This is a genomic window from Streptomyces sp. NPDC051664 (genome assembly GCF_044453545.1).
Classification (GTDB): Bacteria; Actinomycetota; Actinomycetes; order Streptomycetales; family Streptomycetaceae; genus Streptomyces.
On sequence record NZ_JBITCU010000007.1, the window covers coordinates 290,859 to 307,674 of the forward strand.

Sequence of the window (16,816 nt, forward strand, 5' to 3'; positions counted from 1 at the left end):
AACTATTCGCCAACGAAATATCCGGTACCGAAGTATGCCGGGGCTCCGGGCGTACCCTTTCCTCATGGAGCGAAGCGACTGGACCGACGGACATGTGGAGCGGTGGAAGCCCGTGCTTCCCGACCTCGATCCCGATGTCGAGGGCGCGGTGACCCGCATGAAGAAGCTCTCGGTCCATCTGCGCCGGGTGCGCGAACAGTCCCTGGTCGACTTCGACCTGGACCGCCAGGAGTTCGACACGCTCCACAAGCTCGCCGGACGCGGCGGAAGGGCGGCCCCCTCCGAGCTCGCCGCCGACCTCGACCTGGCCCCCGCCTCCGTCACCGGCCGGCTGGACGCGCTCGAACGGCGCGGCTTCGTGCGTCGTACGCCGTCGACCACGGACCGGCGACGGGTCAACGTGGAACTCACCGAGGAGGGCCGTTCTACCTGGCTCGGCGCGATGGACTTCCTCGGCCACGAGGAGTACCGGCTGCTCGGCGTCCTCGACCGGGACGAACGTACCCTGCTCAACGACATGTTGCGGCGCATCATGGTCGTCGCGGAGGACCGGGACGGCGCCCGGTGGGCCTGAGTGCCGTCGGGGCCCATGCTGCCTGAACGGCACTGCGTCGCAACGTCGGCAGGGGCGTTGCCGGTGCCCGGCCCCGCCCCCGTGTCGCCCCCGCGTACTGACCGTCAGATGCTCAGCGAACGCGCCGTGTTGATCTGGGCCATCACCATCTGGAAGGTCTCCGGGCCCGTCGCCGCGATCACCGTCGAATGGTGCCGGCCACCGCTGGTCACCGAGACCTGGATGAAGCCGGTCGTCCTCTTCTCCTTCATCAGGAGGAAGAGCAGCCCGATCAGGCAGAGCAGGGCGAAGATGATCGCGAGCACGATCGCGACCGTCGGGATCTTCTCCTCGGTGCGCGACATGTCGGTGGCCGTCCACACCGCACCCTTGAGGGGCATCGTGCCGGACGGCGTCACGATCGAGTCGTTCATGACGGTGATGTCACCGAACGACAGCATCGGCGCACCGCCGCCGGGACCCGGGCCCTGGTGCGGCGGGAAACCGTAACCGGGCAGGGGCGGCTGGACGGCCGGCTGATTCGCGTTCGGGTAGCCGTAACCGGGGCCCTGGTGGGCCGCGGAGTCGGGCAGCTGCTGCGGGTAGCCGTACGTCGGCGTGCCCGCACCCGGGTAGCCGTACCCCTGGGCGTCCGGGACGGTGGGCGGATTGCCCGGCTGCTGGGGAGGTCCCCACTTGTCTGAGTCGTCCGCGTACGGATTCGGATCGCTCAACGTTCCCCGCTCTCGATCAAGCTTGTGCGCCCCGCGCCTTGCTGCGCCGGGGGCGGCGAACCGGTGTCCGGTTCCGCACGACCGTACCGTCAAGGCCCGAAGAGCGCAGCAAGAGGCCCCGCTTCCCGCGGCGTTGGCGCGGAAAAGCGGGGCCTCCAGTGCAAACTGGCGTAGCGGAAGGGTCAGAAGCGACGCGTGATCAGGGCGCGCTTCACTTCCTGGATCGCCTTGGTGACCTCGATACCACGCGGGCACGCGTCCGTGCAGTTGAAGGTGGTGCGGCAACGCCACACACCGTCACGGTCGTTGAGGATCTCCAGGCGCTGCTCGCCGCCCTCGTCACGCGAGTCGAAGATGAAGCGGTGCGCGTTGACGATCGCCGCCGGGCCGAAGTACTGGCCGTCGTTCCAGAAGACCGGGCACGACGAGGTGCACGCGGCGCACAGGATGCACTTGGTGGTGTCGTCGAACCGCTCGCGGTCCTCGGCGGACTGCAGACGCTCGCGCGTCGGCTCGTTCCCCTTGGTGATGAGGAACGGCATGACATCGCGGTAGGCCTGGAAGAACGGGTCCATGTCGACCACGAGGTCCTTGAGGACCGTGAGGCCCTTTATGGCCTCGACCGTGATCGGCTTCTCCGGGTTGATGTCCTTGATCAGCGTCTTGCAGGCGAGCCTGTTCTTGCCGTTGATCCGCATCGCGTCGGAGCCGCAGATGCCGTGCGCGCAGGAGCGACGGAACGTCAGCGTGCCGTCGACCTCCCACTTGATCTTGTGAAGGGCGTCGAGAACACGCTCCTTCGGGTCGATCTCGATCTGGAAGTCCTGCCACTGGGCCTCGTCGGAGACCTCGGGGTTGAAGCGGCGGATCCGGAAGGTGACCGTGATGTACGGGGAGGCGGCGGACTCCGCCTCCACCTTGTCCAGAGTCGGGGTTGCCATCAGTACTTACGCTCCATCGGCTGGTAGCGGGTCTGGACGACCGGCTTGTAGTCGAGCCGGATCGACTCGGTGCCGTCGTCGGCGACCTCGCGGTACGCCATGGTGTGGCGCATGAAGTTGACGTCGTCGCGGTTCGGGTAGTCCTCGCGGTAGTGACCGCCGCGGGATTCCTTGCGGGCCAGCGCGGAGGTCGCCATGACCTCGGCCAGGTCGAGCAGGTTGCCCAGCTCGATGGCCTCCAGGAGGTCCGTGTTGAACCGCTTGCCCTTGTCCTGGATGGACACGTTCAGGTAGCGCTTGCGCAGCTCGGCGATCTTGTCGACGGCCGTCTTGATGGTCTGCTCGGTACGGAACACCATCACATTGGCGTCCATGCACTCCTGCAGCTCCAGACGGATCGTCGCGACCCGCTCGGTGCCCGTCGAATTGCGCAGCCGTTCGACCTGGTCGATGACCAGCTGCGCCGGGTTCTCGGGAAGCTCGACGAAGTCGTTCTTCGCGGAGTACTCGGCGGCGGCGATGCCCGACCGGCGTCCGAAGACGTTGATGTCGAGCAGCGAGTTGGTGCCCAGGCGGTTGGCGCCGTGCACGGAGACACACGCGACCTCGCCGGCGGCGTACAGGCCCGGGACGACGGTGGTGTTGTCGGCCAGCACCTCGCCCTGGACGTTGGTCGGGATGCCGCCCATGGCGTAGTGCGCGGTCGGCTGGATCGGGATCGGGTCCGTGTAGGGCTCGATACCGAGGTACGTACGCGCGAACTCGGTGATGTCCGGGAGCTTCGCGTCCAGCTGCTCCGGCGGCAGGTGCGTGAGGTCGAGGTAGACGTGGTCGCCCTCGGGACCGCAGCCGCGGCCTTCACGGATCTCCGTGTAGATGGAGCGGGACACGACGTCACGGGACGCGAGGTCCTTCATGACGGGCGCGTACTTCTCCATGAAGCGCTCGCCGTCCTTGTTACGGAGGATGCCGCCCTCACCACGGGCGCCCTCCGTCAGCAGGATGCCCATGCGCCAGATGCCCGTCGGGTGGAACTGGAAGAACTCCATGTCCTCCAGCGGCAGACCGCGGCGGTACGCGGCGGCCTGGCCGTCACCGGTCAGGGTATGGGCGTTCGACGTCACCTTGAAGAACTTGCCGGTGCCGCCGGAGGCGAAGATGATCGCCTTCGCCTGGAAGACGTGGATCTCGCCGGTCGCCAGCTCGTACGCGACGACGCCCGCCGACTTCTTCAGCCCGGTCTCGGGGTCCTCCTGCAGCAGCAGGTCCAGGACGTAGAACTCGTTGAAGAACTCCACGCCCTCCTTGACGCAGTTCTGGTACAGCGTCTGGAGGATCATGTGGCCGGTGCGGTCCGAGGCGTAGCAGGACCGGCGGACCGGGGCCTCGCCGTGGTTACGGCTGTGGCCGCCGAAGCGACGCTGGTCGATCTTGCCCTCGGGTGTGCGGTTGAACGGCAGGCCCATCCTCTCCAGGTCGAGAACGGAGTCGATGGCCTCCTTCGCCAGGATCTCGGCGGCGTCCTGATCGACCAGGTAGTCGCCACCCTTGATCGTGTCGAAGGTGTGCCACTCCCAGTTGTCCTCCTCCACGTTGGCGAGCGCGGCGGCCATGCCGCCCTGCGCGGCGCCCGTGTGGGAGCGGGTCGGGTACAGCTTCGTGAGCACGGCGGTACGGCTGCGCTTCGTCGACTCGATGGCCGCGCGCATGCCGGCGCCGCCGGCGCCGACGATGACGGTGTCGTACTTGTGGATCTGCATGATTTCCTCTGGTCCCTCTGGCCCGGCGCCTAGCGGATGTTCGGGTCGAAGGTGAAGATCACCAGCGTGCCCAGCAGGACGGTGAACACCGTGGCGGTGTACAGGAGCATCTTCAGCCAGAAGCGGGTGTTGTCCCGTTCGGCGTAGTCGTTGATGACCGTACGGAGGCCGTTGGCGCCGTGGAGCATGGCCAGCCACAGCATCGCCAGGTCCCAGACCTGCCAGAACGGCGAGGCCCAGCGGCCCGCCACGAAGGCGAAGCCGATCTTGGAGACGCCACCGTCCAGCACGAGCTGGATCAGCAGGTGGCCGATGACCAGGACGACAAGAACGATGCCCGACAGGCGCATGAAGAGCCAGGCGTACATCTCGAAGTTGGTGCGCGAAGCCTTGGGGCTCTTGCCCGTCCGCTTGCGCGGGGGCTCGATGAGCGGGGCCGGGTGGTCGACGTCGTAGAGGCTGACGCCTTCGACGGAGCCGATCGCGGCGGAGGACTCGGTGGACATTGGCCTCAGCTCCCGAAGACTTCGCGTACGGCGTGGCCGAGGACGGGGTACAGGGCCCCGACCATCAGCACGACCCAGATACCCACGGCGGACCAGAGCATCTGCTTCTGGTAGCGCGGGCCCTTGGCCCAGAAGTCCACGGCGACGATGCGGAGACCGTTCAGCGCGTGGAAGAGAATTGCGGCCACCAGGCCGTATTCGAGGAGCGCGACGATCGGCGTCTTGTACGTGGCCACGACGTCGTCGTAGGCCTCGGGGGAGACGCGGACGAGAGCGGTGTCCAGGACGTGTACGAACAGGAAGAAGAAAATGAGGACACCGGTGACTCGATGAGCCACCCAGGACCACATGCCTTCCCGGCCGCGGTACAGCGTTCCAGCCGGCACGGAAGAACCCTCCGGGAGCGGGGATTGGGGTCGGCCGGCTTGACTGTCGGTCTGACCCGGCCGGGTACGGTCCACCGGCCCCGGCCATCGTAGCGACGGTTTGTCGGTTCGTTCGCGCGGGGGCCTCTGGTGTGATCAAAGTGGCAATCAAACAGGCACGGACGGGCTAGGGCCTCTCGTTCGGATCATGCTGGGCTCGCGGGGTCCGGCACGCGTATCTGCGGCGTTGTCGTCGGTTTTCCCCGAGCTCTCGGCTTCGCTCGAGCAGGGGAGACCTCATTCGCTCCGCGTGGGCTCCTTCCTCCGCCTTGCGGCTGCGCGCGCCACGGTGACATCAGCCGCTCCGCGGCGGGCCACTCCCTGATCCAGCCCGATCCAAACGAAAGATCCCCGGCCTTCAGGGCGTGTCCGCCGGGTCCTTGTCCGTCACCAGCTCGATGATGCGGCCCCGCGCCAGTCTGCGCATCTCGTCCGCCGTGACCACCCGCTCCTCGTCCGGCTCGTGACCCAGCCTGGCCCGGATGCCGGCCAGCACCTGGTCCGGGCGCTCGGAGGGCAGAAAGGCGTCCAGGCAGATCACGAAGACATGGCCGAAGCGGCACTCGTACGCGGCATGCGCGGCACTCAGTGCGAGATGTGCGGACGGTGGTGCGGCGTGGTGCAATCCGGGGGAGTCCTCGGCGGCGAGTGCCTCGGCGAGATCGGCCGGGGCCATGTCGTACCCCGCCTCGTCGGCTGCGGCGAGCAATGCGCCCAGATCGGGATACGGGCGGTGGGCGGCCAGCCGCTGTGCCCAGCGGTGGCTGCCGCAGCAGCCGAGCATGGCGGCTTCGGCGGCGGCGGGTGATGTGGTGTTGAACCGGTCGAGGCCGCGCGAGGGGGCGCTGACGCGGGCCGGGGCCGGACGGCTGTTCTGGACGGGCACGGCGGGCCGGACGTCGTGTCGTGGCGGTGGTTCGGGGAGGCCGGCGTGGGACTCGCTGGGCCTGGACAGCGTGGGCTCCTCGGATCATCGGCATCTGTGACCCTGGGGTGATGGGACGGGAGAGGCCAGGGGACGCAGGGTGAGGGAGAGATGAATGTGATCCAACGCTAGCGAGGCTGGGTAACGGCCGTCCGACGGATGCGCGAATATCACCCGGAAGTGAGAGTTTCGGAACGCCCGATGGACGAATCCCCGAGGAGAATGCCCGGCTATCTCCACGCTTTTGCCTGATTGCCCCCTATACCGGAGGTTTCTGACCGATGTCGCCCTCACGCGGTGCGCTCGTGGCCGGCGCTGCCCTCACCGCGGCGGCCGCGGTGACGCTCACCGTCGTCGTCTGGCCGGACGTATCCGACACCGGACGCCAGGGGGGGACGGCCGTGGCCAGCACGCCGTCGCACTCGTCCCCTTCGCCGACCCGTAGCTACCCGCTCTCCACCGCACCCCGCACCATCCCCGCCGTGCGCGAACACATCCCCGCCCGGGGCCCCGGCTGGCAGCCGGGGCCGGCCAGCTCCGTCGTGATCGGCGACGGCAGCGGGGCGCTCGCGGACGAGGCGCAGCTGCTCGCCGAGGAGCTGAAGATCCGTTACCGGGGTGCCGTCCCCGCCCGTGCGGGCGATGTCGAGCTGGCCCTCGGAGCTCCCGGCAAGGGCGCCCCCGAGTCGTACACCCTGAAGACCCACGACGGGCGGGTCACCATCACCGGCCCCGACCAGGCGGGCGTCTTCTACGGAACCCGCACCCTGAAACAGTCGCTGCGCGCCGACGGCACCATGCCCGAGGGGGAGGTGCGTGACCGCCCCGACCGGCCGCAGCGCGGGCTCAACCTCGACATCGCGCGCAAGTACTACAGCGTGGGGTGGATCGAGGACCGGCTGCGCGAGATGGCCGACCTCAAGCTCAACCAGCTGGGCCTGCACTTCTCCGACGACCAGGCATTCCGGATCGAGTCCGACACCCACCCCGAGATCGTGTCGCCGGAACATCTCACCAAGGCGGAGGTCCGCCAGATCCTCGCCCTCGCCGGCCGACTGCACATCGATGTCGTGCCCGAGATCGACTCCCCGGGCCATCTCGGCGCCGTCCTGCGCGCCCACCCCGAACTCCAGCTGCGCAACACGGCGGGCGTGCGCTCGACCGGGTCGATCGATATCTCCCGTCCCGACGCGGCGAAACTCATCGACCAGCTGATCGGCGAGTTCGCGGAGCTCTTCGGCGGTAGGTACTGGCATCTCGGCGGCGACGAGTACCGCGCGCTGACGGTCCAGAACCCCGCCGCCTCGTACCCGCAGCTGCAGCGCGCCGCCCAGCTGAAGTACGGCGCGGCGGCCGGCATCAAGGACCTCGCCACCGGATGGCTCAACGACCGGGCGGCGGTGGTGCGCCCGCACGGCCTGCAGCCCAAGGCCTGGAACGACGGCTTCTTCCGCGACGGAATCGTCCGGGCCGACAAGGGCATCGAGGTCGAGTACTGGACGGGCAAGGAGTACGGCGCCCGGCCACCGGAGGAGTACCTGAGCGAGGGCCGCCGGGTGGTGAACCTGAACGACGAGTTCCTCTACTACGTGCTGGGCCAGCCCAATGCGTTCGTCTACCCGACGGGGAAGCGCATCTACGAGCTGTGGACGCCGCTCGTCCTGCGCGGCACCCAGCCGGTCCCGGCCCGCTACTCGAGTCAGATCCTGGGCGGCCGGTTCGCGGTCTGGGGCGATCTGCCGCAGGCGCAGACCCAGGCGCAGGTCGCGGCGGGGATCCGGATGCCACTGCGGGCCACGGCCCAGAAACTCTGGGATCCGCGGAAGCCGGCGCTGAGCTGGGGTCAGTTCCAGGCGCTTGCCGGGGCGATCGACAAGACGGGCTGAGCGGGCCGTACCGGATGTCGATGGACATCACGGTGGGCCGGGGCTACATTCCGCTTGCCGCGCGCTCCTGGGGAAGAGGCGCGCGTTCTTGCGGAAAGACCAGAATCCTGGGGGGTCCACTTCATGCTGTGCTCAACCTGCCGTATCAGACCGCCGGTCACCGCGGAGGGGCTCTGCATCCTGTGCGCCGGGCCGGCCGGGGCGCCGGCGCCGATGCCTGCGGCTCCACCCTTCGCGTCCCCGCAGCAGCAGTTGCGCTCACCCGACGGGCTCGCGAAGGCCGTCGTCATCCTGCTCGTGGTCTCCGCCGCGGCCGACCTGCTTGCCGTGCTCGCGGGGCTGAACATCCGCAGCCTGCTCGGCGATGCGCTGGGCAGCGGCCTCGCCACGCTCGACGACGCCGAGGCGGATCGCGCCGACAACCTGTACGCGGCCTCGGGGGTCCTCCAGCTCCTGGTGATGCTGGCCACCGGCGTCGTCTTCATCCTCTGGTTCCGGCGGGTGCGGCTGAACGCCGAGGTGTTCGACGCGAGCATGCAGCAGATGAAGCCCGGATGGGCGGTCGGCGCCTGGTTCGTCCCGCTCGCCAACCTGGTGCTGCCGCGTCGGATCGCCGGCGGCATCTGGACCGCGAGCGCCCAGACCCACACCGACGGCAGTTGGCGGACCGTCTCCGCTGCCCCGGTCAATCTGTGGTGGGGGGCCTGGGTCTGCTCGGTGCTCTTCTCCCGCTACTCCTCCCAGCAGTACATGAAGGCGGAGGAGGCGCAGGAGGTCATGGACGCGGCCGGCCAGATGCTGGCTGCCGATGCGTTCGGCATCGTGGCGGCGGTGTTCGCAATCCTCTTCGTGCGCAAACTGACCCGGATGCAGGGGGAGCGGGCGGCGCTGGGCGTGTATCCGCTCAGCTGAGGACGAACCGGCTGAGCCTCAGCGGGGATGAACCCCCGTTGGGGGGCGATTCCGGACTCCAGCAGTGACGATTTTGAGCCATTCGACGCTGTAAGCGGTATGCGGCAGCGGGAAGCGCCGCGTCCCCGTGCACCCGGACGGGGACAGGCCGACGGGGGAGAAGCCGATGAGCCTGCTGGAACTGATCGCCGCCGCGGACGAGCGGGCCCTGGTCGCGAGTGGAATCGCCTGCCTCGACCGATGCCTGCCGCAGCCTGCGGGGGGCGCCGACCCCGACCCCCTGCGTCCGCTCTGGGCGGGCTGCGCCAACGGTGACGAATGGCCGGACCGCCTGGCCGAGGCCCGCGCGGCGCTGAACGACGTGCCGTCCGGGGCGGACGGGACCGTACCGGCGATACGGAAGCTGCTCGGTGACGCGCCTGCGGAGCGGACGGATCCGGGGCTGCGGGCCTGGGCGGATGCCTGCTCGCTCCTGGTCCTGGAGGTCCACCTCGGGCAGGACGCGAGGCCCGCTGCCGGGGACGATCTGCTGCGACGCTGCCGCGAGGACGGTCCGACCGGGGCCGGGCCGCTGGTCGCCGGGGAGGTGCGCCGGCAGATCCGGATCCTGGAGATGCTGGCGGAGACCGCGGGGGCGGGGCTGCGCCAGGTGCTTGACGTCTCGACCGAGGGACAGCGGGTGCTCCGTGCGGCGACGTCGCGGCGGGCGCGCGGGCGCGGGCCGGCGTGATCGAGCCCGCTCGGGCGACGGAGTGCCGCACACGCTCGCGAAGTTGACGAGGACGACCGGGGCCGCCACCCCCCACAGGAGAGGCCCCGGTCGTCTTCCGCGGGGCCGCAGGGCGACCCCGTACTCATCTCAGCGCCGCGACTGCGTTTTCTGTCACACCGCACGATGTCCCTGAAAGGTTGCGGGTTGTACAAGTCATGGACGTGGCCCCTTCGAAGGACGTAGCGTGCTGAGTCGCGCAGGGTGGCGCGGCAGTGGTGACCAGCTGCGATTCAGGACAGCAGGGCAGGTTGAGGGAGTGCTGGGGGACGACGCGGAGCTGACCGCCGCGGTGCTCGCGGCACAGGACGGGGACGAAGACGCTTTCCGTACTGTGTACCGCGCAGTGCAGCCGCGGTTGCTGGGTTACATACGGACGTTGGTGGGGGAGCCGGACGCCGAGGACGTGGCGTCCGAGTCCTGGTTGCAGATAGCGCGGGACCTCGACCGGTTCAGCGGCGACGCCGACCGGTTCCGGGGGTGGGCGGCGCGTATAGCCCGCAACCGCGCCCTCGACCATCTGCGGATGCGCGGCAGGCGCCCCGCGGTGGGCGGTGACGAGACGGAGCTGTCCGAGAAGCCGGCCGAGTCCGACACCGCCGACGAGGCGATGGAGGCCCTGGCCACCGGCCGCACCATGTCCCTCATCGCCCAGCTGCCGCAGGACCAGGCCGAGGCCGTGGTGCTGCGAGTGGTGGTCGGCCTGGACGCGAAGAGTGCGGCGCAGACGCTCGGCAAGCGGCCGGGGGCGGTTCGTACGGCGGCGCACCGCGGGCTGAAACGGCTGGCGGAACTGCTCCATGCCGACAGCGGCGAGACCGGCACGAACGGCGACGGGCGCGGCGTTTCCCACCCGCTCGGGAGCGCGGCAGGGCAGGCGGTGGAGCTCGATGCCGTACCCGCGCAGCGCGTCTCGCGCACCGGACTGAGGGCGTCCGCCGGTGTGACGCATTCGCGTCCGTGGACGCAGAGGAACATGTGATGGCCGACGAACAGTACGAATGGCTTGACAAGGACGCGGCGGAGAGATTGCTCCGCGGCGAACCGGTCGATCCCGTCGACGGCCACGCGCGTACCGAGGCCGCGCGGCTCATGGCCGCACTGGCCGCCGCCCGCGGAGCCCGGCCGGCCGACGGCGAACTGCCGGGTGAGGCCGCCGCGCTGGCCGCCTTCCGTGCAGTGCCGCGCGCCTCCCGCACGCGGGCACGGTCCGAGACGCAGGCGGCCGGGACGGCGCAGGCGACGGGGCACGCCACGCAGAGCAGCGAGCCGGAGCAGACGGGGCAGCCAGGACGAGGTGTGCATCCGGGACTGCCCGAGACGCTCGGAGCGATCCGTATCCGCCCCGCCTCCTCCGCCCAGTCCTCCTCGTCCTTCTTCGCCTCCTCCGGCGGCGGCATGCGTCCGCGGCGCTGGAGACGGCCCCTCCACTTCGGTCTTGCCGCTTCTCTCGCGGGCTTCGCGCTCGGCGGGGTCGCCGTCGCCGCGGGTACGGGCGTGCTTCCGGGGCCGTTCGGCGGGCACGCCGACCCGCTGCCCGCCTCCTCCGTGTCGGCGCCCGCCTCCCCGGGGGAGCTGGGATCCGGGCCCACGTCCGACAGGACGCCCGTCCCGTCGCCGGTTTCCCCGGGCCCGGACTCCTCCCCGGACCCGGCCGTCCCGTCCGCCCCCGGCGACGGAACCCGCACGGGCGACGGGGGTGCGAACGACCAGGACGGTCGGGGCGGCACGGACGGCGACGGTCACGGGAATGACGTCGACGCCGCCCCCCGTTCCGGTGACGGGACCGCCCGCGACAGCACCTCCGGCGGCGGCCGGGACGGCACGTCCGGCAAATGGCTGGGCCGGACCGTCAGGGCCTGCCGCGACTACCGCGAAGGTGACCTCGACGCCGACCGCAGGCGCCGGCTCGTAGTGATGGCCAGGGGCGCCGGCAACCTGGACCGATTCTGCAAGCGCGTCCTGGAGCGGCCCGACGGTGACGGCGGTGACGCGCAACAGGGCAGCGGCGACGGCAGCGGTTCCGGCGAGGGGACGGGCAAGGACGGTCCGGACGCGGTCCGGTCGCTCTGGTTCGAACCCGCCACTGCGCCGCCGTCGGCCCCCGTGCTCTCGGTCGTCCCGGGCACCACTGCGTCCACTCGCTGAGCCGCGCCGGCCGCTCCGCTGCCACCGGGTGTGACATTTTCTGAGCCGTCGGCGCAGTAGAGAGTGAGCCGACTGGTCATCGGCAGCGCACAGAGCCGGGGTTCCCCCCGTACCTTCGGCTCAGCGCACCTGGCGCGGGCGGGACACGTTCCCCCGGTCCCGCCCGCGCCCCTTTCCCTTCTTCGCCCTCACCAGTAGATGACGACCTTGTCGCCGGTGCGGACCTGGTCGAAGAGTGCCGCGATCTTCCCCTCGTCCCGGACGTTCACACACCCGTGCGAGGCGCCGCTGTAGCCCCGGGCCGCGAAGTCCGCCGAGTAGTGCACGGCTTGGCCGCCGCTGAAGAACATCGCGTACGGCATGGCCGTGTGGTAGATCGTCGACACGTGGTGCCGGGACTTCCAGTAGATGGAGAAGGTGCCCTCGCGGGTCGGCGTGTACTGCGAGCCGAACCGTACGTCCATCGTCGAGACGACATGGCCGTCGATCATCCAGGACAGGGTCCGGCTGTTCTTGCTGATGCAGAGCACCCGGCCGGTGAGGCAGCGCTTGTCGGGCTTGGCGACGGGGCGGGAGGCCGGCGGGTTCAGCTCGGCGGCCGTCGGCTTCCGGGTCATGGCGAGCAGCTTCTGCCAGGTGAGCGTGTCCGTCCTGCCCGTACGGGACAGTCCGCGCTTGCCCTGGAAGGACTGCACGGCGGCCACGGTGAGAGTGCCGTAGTAACCGGTGGGGGTGCGGTCGAAGTGGCCGATCTGACGGAGCCGGGCCTGCAGTTCCCGTACCTGCTTGCCCTGGGAGCCGGTCGCCATCAGCGTCTTGCCCTGCGGGTCGGGCTTCGGCGTGGCGGACGGTGTCGGTGAGGCCGTCGGCTTCGAGGCGGTCGCGGCGGGCTTGGCGTCGTCGGTCGCCGGGGCGGAGGTCTTCGGCGGTGACGACGTGGCCGCCGGGGACCCGTTGGCGGGCTGTGCCTTGCAGCCCGCGGTGGTGACGGTCAGAGCGAGGAGGGCGACGGCCGCCACCGCTGCACCGCCCGGGTGCCTTGCTGTCCGGCCAATCGTTCCTGCACCGTGCCCGGTTCTGTGTGTCATCCTCGGCCCCCTGCTTCCTTCGGTATCTGTTGGGACGAATTCCCGCTCTGCTCGGTTGCCAAAGCCCGCGCATGATGGTGAGTGCGGTGGGGAAGGCCGTAGGACGCACCTTGTGAGCAAGGTCCCAGCCCGTGCCTCTCCATCGGTCGCACGCCCGCCGCTACAGTCCGTCGCGAGGGCCGTCGGTTACCAGTAAGTAGCTCCAGCGGGAGGCACAGCAGATGACGCGCGAGTCGGAGTCGGGACTGCCCATCGAGCCGGTGTACGGGCCGGACGCACTCGACGGGTGGAACGCCGACGACAAACTGGGCGAGCCGGGCGCCTACCCCTTCACCCGCGGTGTCTACCCGTCGATGTACACCGGCCGGCCGTGGACGATGCGTCAGTACGCCGGGTTCGGCACGGCCTCCGAATCGAACGCCCGCTACAAGCAGCTGATCGCCAACGGCACGATGGGCCTGTCCGTCGCCTTCGACCTGCCCACCCAGATGGGCCATGACTCCGACGCGCCGATCGCGTCCGGAGAGGTCGGCAAGGTCGGGGTGGCGATCGACTCGGTCGAGGACATGCGGATCCTGTTCGGCGGAATCCCGCTCGACAAGGTCTCCACCTCGATGACGATCAACGCGCCCGCCGCGCTGCTCCTCCTGATGTACCAGTTGGTCGGCGAGGAGCAGGGCGTTCCGGCCGACCGGCTGACCGGCACCGTCCAGAACGATGTCCTGAAGGAGTACATCGCCCGCGGTACGTACATCTTCCCGCCCAAGCCCTCGCTGCGGCTGATCGCCGACATCTTCAAGTACTGCAAGGCCGAGATCCCGAAGTGGAACACCATCTCGATCTCCGGCTACCACATGGCGGAGGCCGGTGCCTCGCCCGCGCAGGAGATCGCGTTCACCCTCGCGGACGGCATCGAGTACGTCCGTACCGCCGTCGCGGCCGGCATGGACGTCGACGACTTCGCCCCACGCCTCTCCTTCTTCTTCGTCGCCCGTACGACGATCCTCGAAGAGGTCGCCAAGTTCCGCGCCGCCCGCCGGATCTGGGCCCGGGTGATGAAGGAGGAGTTCGGTGCGAAGAACCCCAAGTCGCTGATGCTGCGCTTCCACACCCAGACCGCGGGTGTCCAGCTGACCGCCCAGCAGCCCGAGGTCAACCTGGTGCGCGTCGCCGTCCAGGGGCTCGGCGCGGTTCTCGGCGGTACGCAGTCGCTGCACACCAACTCGTTCGACGAGGCGATCGCGCTGCCGACCGACAAGTCCGCGCGGCTGGCCCTGCGCACCCAGCAGGTCCTGGCGTACGAGACGGACATCACGGCCACCGTCGACCCGTTCGCAGGTTCGTACGTCGTCGAATCGATGACGGATGCCGTCGAAGCCGAGGCCAGGGACCTCATGCTCAAGGTCGAGGACATGGGCGGGGCGGTCGACGCGATCGAGCGCGGCTTCCAGAAGAGCGAGATCGAGCGCAGCGCCTACCGGATCGCCCAGGAGACGGACAGCGGGGAGCGCGTCGTCGTCGGCGTCAACCGCTTCCAGCTCGACGAGGAGGAGCCGTACGAGCCGCTCCGTGTCGACCCGGCGATCGAGGCCCAGCAGGCGGCCCGGCTGGCGAAGCTGCGGGCCGAGCGCGACCAGGGCGCGGTCGACGAGGCGTTGGGCCGGCTGAAGAAGGCGGCCGAGGGGACGGACAACGTCCTCTACCCGATGAAGGACGCGCTGGCGGCGCGGGCGACGGTCGGCGAGGTGTGCAACGCACTGCGGGAGGTGTGGGGGACGTACGTGCCGACGGACGCGTTCTGATCCGTCCGGACGGTCACCGGGCGGGAACACCAGCCGAGGAGAGTGTCGTACCCGCGTGCGACACTCCTTCTCATGCTGGGTGTCACTGATCTTCCGACCTACCTCGTCGGCCTCGTGCTGATCGTTCTGCTGCCGGGGCCGAATTCGCTGTACGTGCTCTCCGTCGCCGCCCGCCGCGGTGTGCGGACCGGGTATGTGGCGGCGGCCGGTGTGTGGACCGGTGACACGGTGCTGATGACACTGTCCGCGCTCGGCGCCGCCTCCCTGCTGCAGACCACGCCGGTGCTCTTCGCCATCGTCAAGTACGCGGGCGCGGGCTATCTGACCTGGCTGGCGATAGGCATGCTGCGGGCCGCGGTGTCCATGTGGCGCGAGCGGCACCGGCAGATCGCCGAGCTGACCGACGACGCGGCCGGACCGGGCGGGGCGAGGACGGCGGCCGGGGCGGTGGAGCGGCCGTACCGGCGGGCGCTGGTGGTGAGCCTCTTCAACCCGAAGGCGATCCTGTTCCTGATCTCCTTCTTCGTGCAGTTCGTCGACCCCGGGTACGCCTATCCGGCGCTGTCCTTCCTGCTGCTGGGCACGCTGCTGCAGATCGCCAGCTTCCTCTACCTGTCGACGCTGATATTCGGCGGCACCCGGCTGTCCGCCGCGTTCCGTCGCCGGAATCGGCTGTCGGCGGGTGCGACTTCGGCTGCCGGTGTGCTGTTCCTCGGCTTCGCGGCGAAGCTCTCGTTCAGCAGCGTGTGAGGCGGGCGGGCCGGTTCACCGGTGCCACGCGTCGTCGCCCACGTTGTGGATCATGCGCTGCAGGAGCTTGAGGGCGCCCACGTACTCCTCGTCCGGGATCTCCCGGTGGATCCCCGCGCTCGTCCTTCCACGGCCTCGAACGCGGGAACTCAACCCCGTTGGAGACCGAGGCCGAGCGGTGCCAGATATGCGCCGAGCCCCGAGGCGTCCTCGCCCGCCCAGCCGATGTAGCCGTCGGGGCGGATGAGGAACAGGCCCTTCCCGTACGCCTCGTAGGCGTCGGTGCGGTGGACGTGGACCGCGGCGCTCGACGAGCCGTCGAACGCGGGGGGTTCCGCGTCCGTGCCGACGATCAGCAGCGTGAAATGCGGTCCCCGGAACACGTCGAAGAGCCGTCGGCCGTCTCCGGCCGGTCCGTCCGGGGCCCGGTCGCCCGCCACCAGCGCGCCCGCACGGCCGGCCGACAGCGGGCCCTCGCGGTAGCCGAGCCCCAGCTGCTGGGCTGCCGCGCCGCGCTCCTGTTCACCGCGGTGGATGCGCGTGGAGAGCCCCAGCACGTCGGCTGCGACCGGCCGGCGCTCCGCCTCGTAACTGTCGAGCAGCGCGACCGGCGCGCCGTGCCGCAGTACCTGGCCGAACTTCCAGCCCAGGTTGTACGCGTCCTGAACACTGGTGTTGAGCCCCTGGCCGCCCGCCGGGGAGTGGACATGGGCGGCGTCGCCCGCCAGGAAGACGCGGCCCTCCCGGAACCGGTCGGCCAGCGCGGCGCGCGGCCGGAAGTCGGAGGACCAGCGCACCTCGGTGATGTCGTCCACGTCGAGGTGGGTACGGGCGGCGACCAGAGCGCGTACACCCTCGACGGAGGTGTCCGGCTCGCCCTCCTTGAACTGCGCCACCAGCTGGAAGTCCGCCGTGCCGGGCAGCGGGCAGAGAGTGACGAAGCCCGCGTCACTCATCAGGACGTGCCAGTTGAGCCGGTCGAGAGCATCCTCGGCGACCCGGACATCGGCGACCAGCATCGGCGCCGGGTCCACGGTCTCACCGGTCATCGTGACGGCGAGCGCGCGCCGGACCGTACTCCGGCCGCCGTCCGCCGCGACCAGGTAGAAGGCGCGCACCGGGCCGGTGGACAGGTGTGCCGTGACACCTTCCGCGTCCTGGTCGAGTCCGGTCAGCGCGGTCGAGAAGGCGACGTCGCCGCCCAGCTCGCGCAGACGTGCCAGCAGGATCTCCTGCGTGCGCCACTGCGGCATCATCCACGGCTCCCCGTAGGGCTCGGCCTCTGTCGGCGCCGCCCGGCGGAACATGTCGTGCTCACCCTGGCGCCGCCCGTCCTGCCAGACGATCCCGACCGGTGCCGGGCCGCCATGCGTACGCACCGCGTCGCCGACTCCGAGATCGTCGAGGACCTCTCGCGTGCGCGGCTGGATGCCCTTGCCACGGGAGCCGGGGAAGAGCGCGGACGCCTTCTCGACGAGGAGGGCGCGCACGCCGCGGCGGGTCAGATCGCAGGCGAGCGCGAGGCCGCAGGGGCCGGCGCCGACGATCAGCACCTCGGTTTCCTTAACGCTGTTAAGTTCCATGGTCGGGAGTGTGTGCTTAACACTGTTAAATTGT

16 protein-coding genes are annotated in these 16,816 nt (G+C 69.9%); 8 read left to right on the top strand and 8 right to left on the bottom strand.

The window, feature by feature from the left end:
• Window positions 1-64 precede the first annotated feature (64 nt).
• Window positions 65-574 (top strand): MarR family winged helix-turn-helix transcriptional regulator, encoded by a 510-nt coding sequence (locus tag ACIA8E_RS16700; RefSeq protein WP_399298577.1) that lies wholly within the window; start codon window positions 65-67, stop codon window positions 572-574.
• A gap of 104 nt (window positions 575-678) precedes the next feature.
• On the opposite strand, the gene ACIA8E_RS16705 is transcribed toward ACIA8E_RS16700, so the two are convergent.
• From ACIA8E_RS16705 to ACIA8E_RS16730, 6 genes are all read right to left on the bottom strand, one after another.
• Window positions 679-1,287 (bottom strand): hypothetical protein, encoded by a 609-nt coding sequence (locus ACIA8E_RS16705; RefSeq protein ID WP_399298578.1) that lies wholly within the window; start codon window positions 1,285-1,287, stop codon window positions 679-681.
• Between the two features lie 182 nt (window positions 1,288-1,469).
• Window positions 1,470-2,228 carry a succinate dehydrogenase iron-sulfur subunit gene (locus ACIA8E_RS16710; protein ID WP_030969061.1) on the bottom strand — a complete coding sequence of 253 codons (759 nt, stop codon included), beginning with the start codon at window positions 2,226-2,228 and terminating at the stop codon, window positions 1,470-1,472.
• On the bottom strand, window positions 2,228-3,988 hold the full coding sequence (sdhA, locus tag ACIA8E_RS16715; RefSeq protein ID WP_399298580.1) for a succinate dehydrogenase flavoprotein subunit: 1,761 nt from the start codon (window positions 3,986-3,988) through the stop codon (window positions 2,228-2,230). The genes ACIA8E_RS16710 and sdhA overlap by 1 nt, the downstream gene beginning before the upstream one ends.
• 29 nt (window positions 3,989-4,017) lie before the next feature.
• Window positions 4,018-4,494, bottom strand: a complete 477-nt coding sequence (locus tag ACIA8E_RS16720; RefSeq protein WP_399298581.1) for a succinate dehydrogenase hydrophobic membrane anchor subunit — start codon at window positions 4,492-4,494, stop codon at window positions 4,018-4,020.
• 5 nt (window positions 4,495-4,499) lie between these two features.
• Complete coding sequence (gene sdhC, locus ACIA8E_RS16725) at window positions 4,500-4,880, bottom strand: succinate dehydrogenase, cytochrome b556 subunit (RefSeq protein WP_078852596.1); 381 nt, start codon at window positions 4,878-4,880, stop codon at window positions 4,500-4,502.
• Window positions 4,881-5,277: 397 nt separating this feature from the next.
• Window positions 5,278-5,805 (bottom strand): 2-oxo-4-hydroxy-4-carboxy-5-ureidoimidazoline decarboxylase, encoded by a 528-nt coding sequence (locus tag ACIA8E_RS16730; protein WP_399298584.1) that lies wholly within the window; start codon window positions 5,803-5,805, stop codon window positions 5,278-5,280.
• Between the two features lie 320 nt (window positions 5,806-6,125).
• Between ACIA8E_RS16730 and ACIA8E_RS16735 the strand changes: the two genes are divergently transcribed.
• From ACIA8E_RS16735 to ACIA8E_RS16755, 5 genes are all read left to right on the top strand, one after another.
• Window positions 6,126-7,730 carry a glycoside hydrolase family 20 protein gene (locus ACIA8E_RS16735; protein ID WP_399298586.1) on the top strand — a complete coding sequence of 535 codons (1,605 nt, stop codon included), beginning with the start codon at window positions 6,126-6,128 and terminating at the stop codon, window positions 7,728-7,730.
• A 213-nt stretch (window positions 7,731-7,943) separates the two neighbouring features.
• Window positions 7,944-8,642 (top strand): DUF4328 domain-containing protein, encoded by a 699-nt coding sequence (locus ACIA8E_RS16740; RefSeq protein ID WP_399298589.1) that lies wholly within the window; start codon window positions 7,944-7,946, stop codon window positions 8,640-8,642.
• Between the two features lie 166 nt (window positions 8,643-8,808).
• A complete protein-coding gene (locus tag ACIA8E_RS16745; protein ID WP_399298592.1) occupies window positions 8,809-9,372 on the top strand; it encodes a hypothetical protein in 564 nt (187 codons plus the stop codon).
• Between the two features lie 298 nt (window positions 9,373-9,670).
• Entirely contained in the window at window positions 9,671-10,393 is a 723-nt protein-coding gene (locus ACIA8E_RS16750; RefSeq protein ID WP_399298719.1) for an RNA polymerase sigma factor, read from the top strand.
• Window positions 10,393-11,559, top strand: a complete 1,167-nt coding sequence (locus tag ACIA8E_RS16755) for a hypothetical protein (RefSeq protein ID WP_399298594.1) — start codon at window positions 10,393-10,395, stop codon at window positions 11,557-11,559. Before ACIA8E_RS16750 ends, ACIA8E_RS16755 begins: the two co-directional genes overlap by 1 nt.
• Window positions 11,560-11,747: 188 nt before the next feature.
• On the opposite strand, the gene ACIA8E_RS16760 is transcribed toward ACIA8E_RS16755, so the two are convergent.
• Window positions 11,748-12,647, bottom strand: a complete 900-nt coding sequence (locus ACIA8E_RS16760; RefSeq protein ID WP_399298596.1) for a L,D-transpeptidase family protein — start codon at window positions 12,645-12,647, stop codon at window positions 11,748-11,750.
• A gap of 221 nt (window positions 12,648-12,868) precedes the next feature.
• Here ACIA8E_RS16760 and ACIA8E_RS16765 point away from each other — a divergent pair, with 221 nt between their 5' ends.
• Window positions 12,869-14,449: a methylmalonyl-CoA mutase gene (locus tag ACIA8E_RS16765; protein ID WP_399298598.1), complete on the top strand. Its 1,581-nt coding sequence runs from the start codon at window positions 12,869-12,871 to the stop codon at window positions 14,447-14,449.
• Window positions 14,450-14,521: 72 nt separating this feature from the next.
• A complete protein-coding gene (gene leuE, locus ACIA8E_RS16770; RefSeq protein WP_399298600.1) occupies window positions 14,522-15,199 on the top strand; it encodes a leucine efflux protein LeuE in 678 nt (225 codons plus the stop codon).
• 149 nt (window positions 15,200-15,348) lie between these two features.
• Here the strand turns inward: leuE and ACIA8E_RS16775 are convergent, their stop codons facing one another.
• A complete protein-coding gene (locus tag ACIA8E_RS16775) occupies window positions 15,349-16,782 on the bottom strand; it encodes an FAD-dependent monooxygenase (protein ID WP_399298602.1) in 1,434 nt (477 codons plus the stop codon).
• Window positions 16,783-16,816: the final 34 nt, after the last annotated feature.

Bases quoted from the DNA above. Each gene is read 5' to 3' on its own strand.
- ACIA8E_RS16700 (WP_399298577.1), top strand. From the start codon at position 65: ATGGAGCGAAGCGACTGGACCGACGGACATGTGGAGCGGTGGAAGCCC.
- ACIA8E_RS16710 (WP_030969061.1), bottom strand. From the start codon at position 2,228: ATGGCAACCCCGACTCTGGACAAGGTGGAGGCGGAGTCCGCCGCCTCC.
- sdhA (WP_399298580.1), bottom strand. From the start codon at position 3,988: ATGCAGATCCACAAGTACGACACCGTCATCGTCGGCGCCGGCGGCGCC.
- ACIA8E_RS16720 (WP_399298581.1), bottom strand. From the start codon at position 4,494: ATGTCCACCGAGTCCTCCGCCGCGATCGGCTCCGTCGAAGGCGTCAGC.
- ACIA8E_RS16735 (WP_399298586.1), top strand. From the start codon at position 6,126: ATGTCGCCCTCACGCGGTGCGCTCGTGGCCGGCGCTGCCCTCACCGCG.
- ACIA8E_RS16740 (WP_399298589.1), top strand. From the start codon at position 7,944: ATGCCTGCGGCTCCACCCTTCGCGTCCCCGCAGCAGCAGTTGCGCTCA.
- ACIA8E_RS16745 (WP_399298592.1), top strand. From the start codon at position 8,809: ATGAGCCTGCTGGAACTGATCGCCGCCGCGGACGAGCGGGCCCTGGTC.
- ACIA8E_RS16755 (WP_399298594.1), top strand. From the start codon at position 10,393: ATGGCCGACGAACAGTACGAATGGCTTGACAAGGACGCGGCGGAGAGA.
- ACIA8E_RS16760 (WP_399298596.1), bottom strand. From the start codon at position 12,647: ATGACACACAGAACCGGGCACGGTGCAGGAACGATTGGCCGGACAGCA.
- ACIA8E_RS16765 (WP_399298598.1), top strand. From the start codon at position 12,869: ATGACGCGCGAGTCGGAGTCGGGACTGCCCATCGAGCCGGTGTACGGG.
- leuE (WP_399298600.1), top strand. From the start codon at position 14,522: ATGCTGGGTGTCACTGATCTTCCGACCTACCTCGTCGGCCTCGTGCTG.
- ACIA8E_RS16775 (WP_399298602.1), bottom strand. From the start codon at position 16,782: ATGGAACTTAACAGCGTTAAGGAAACCGAGGTGCTGATCGTCGGCGCC.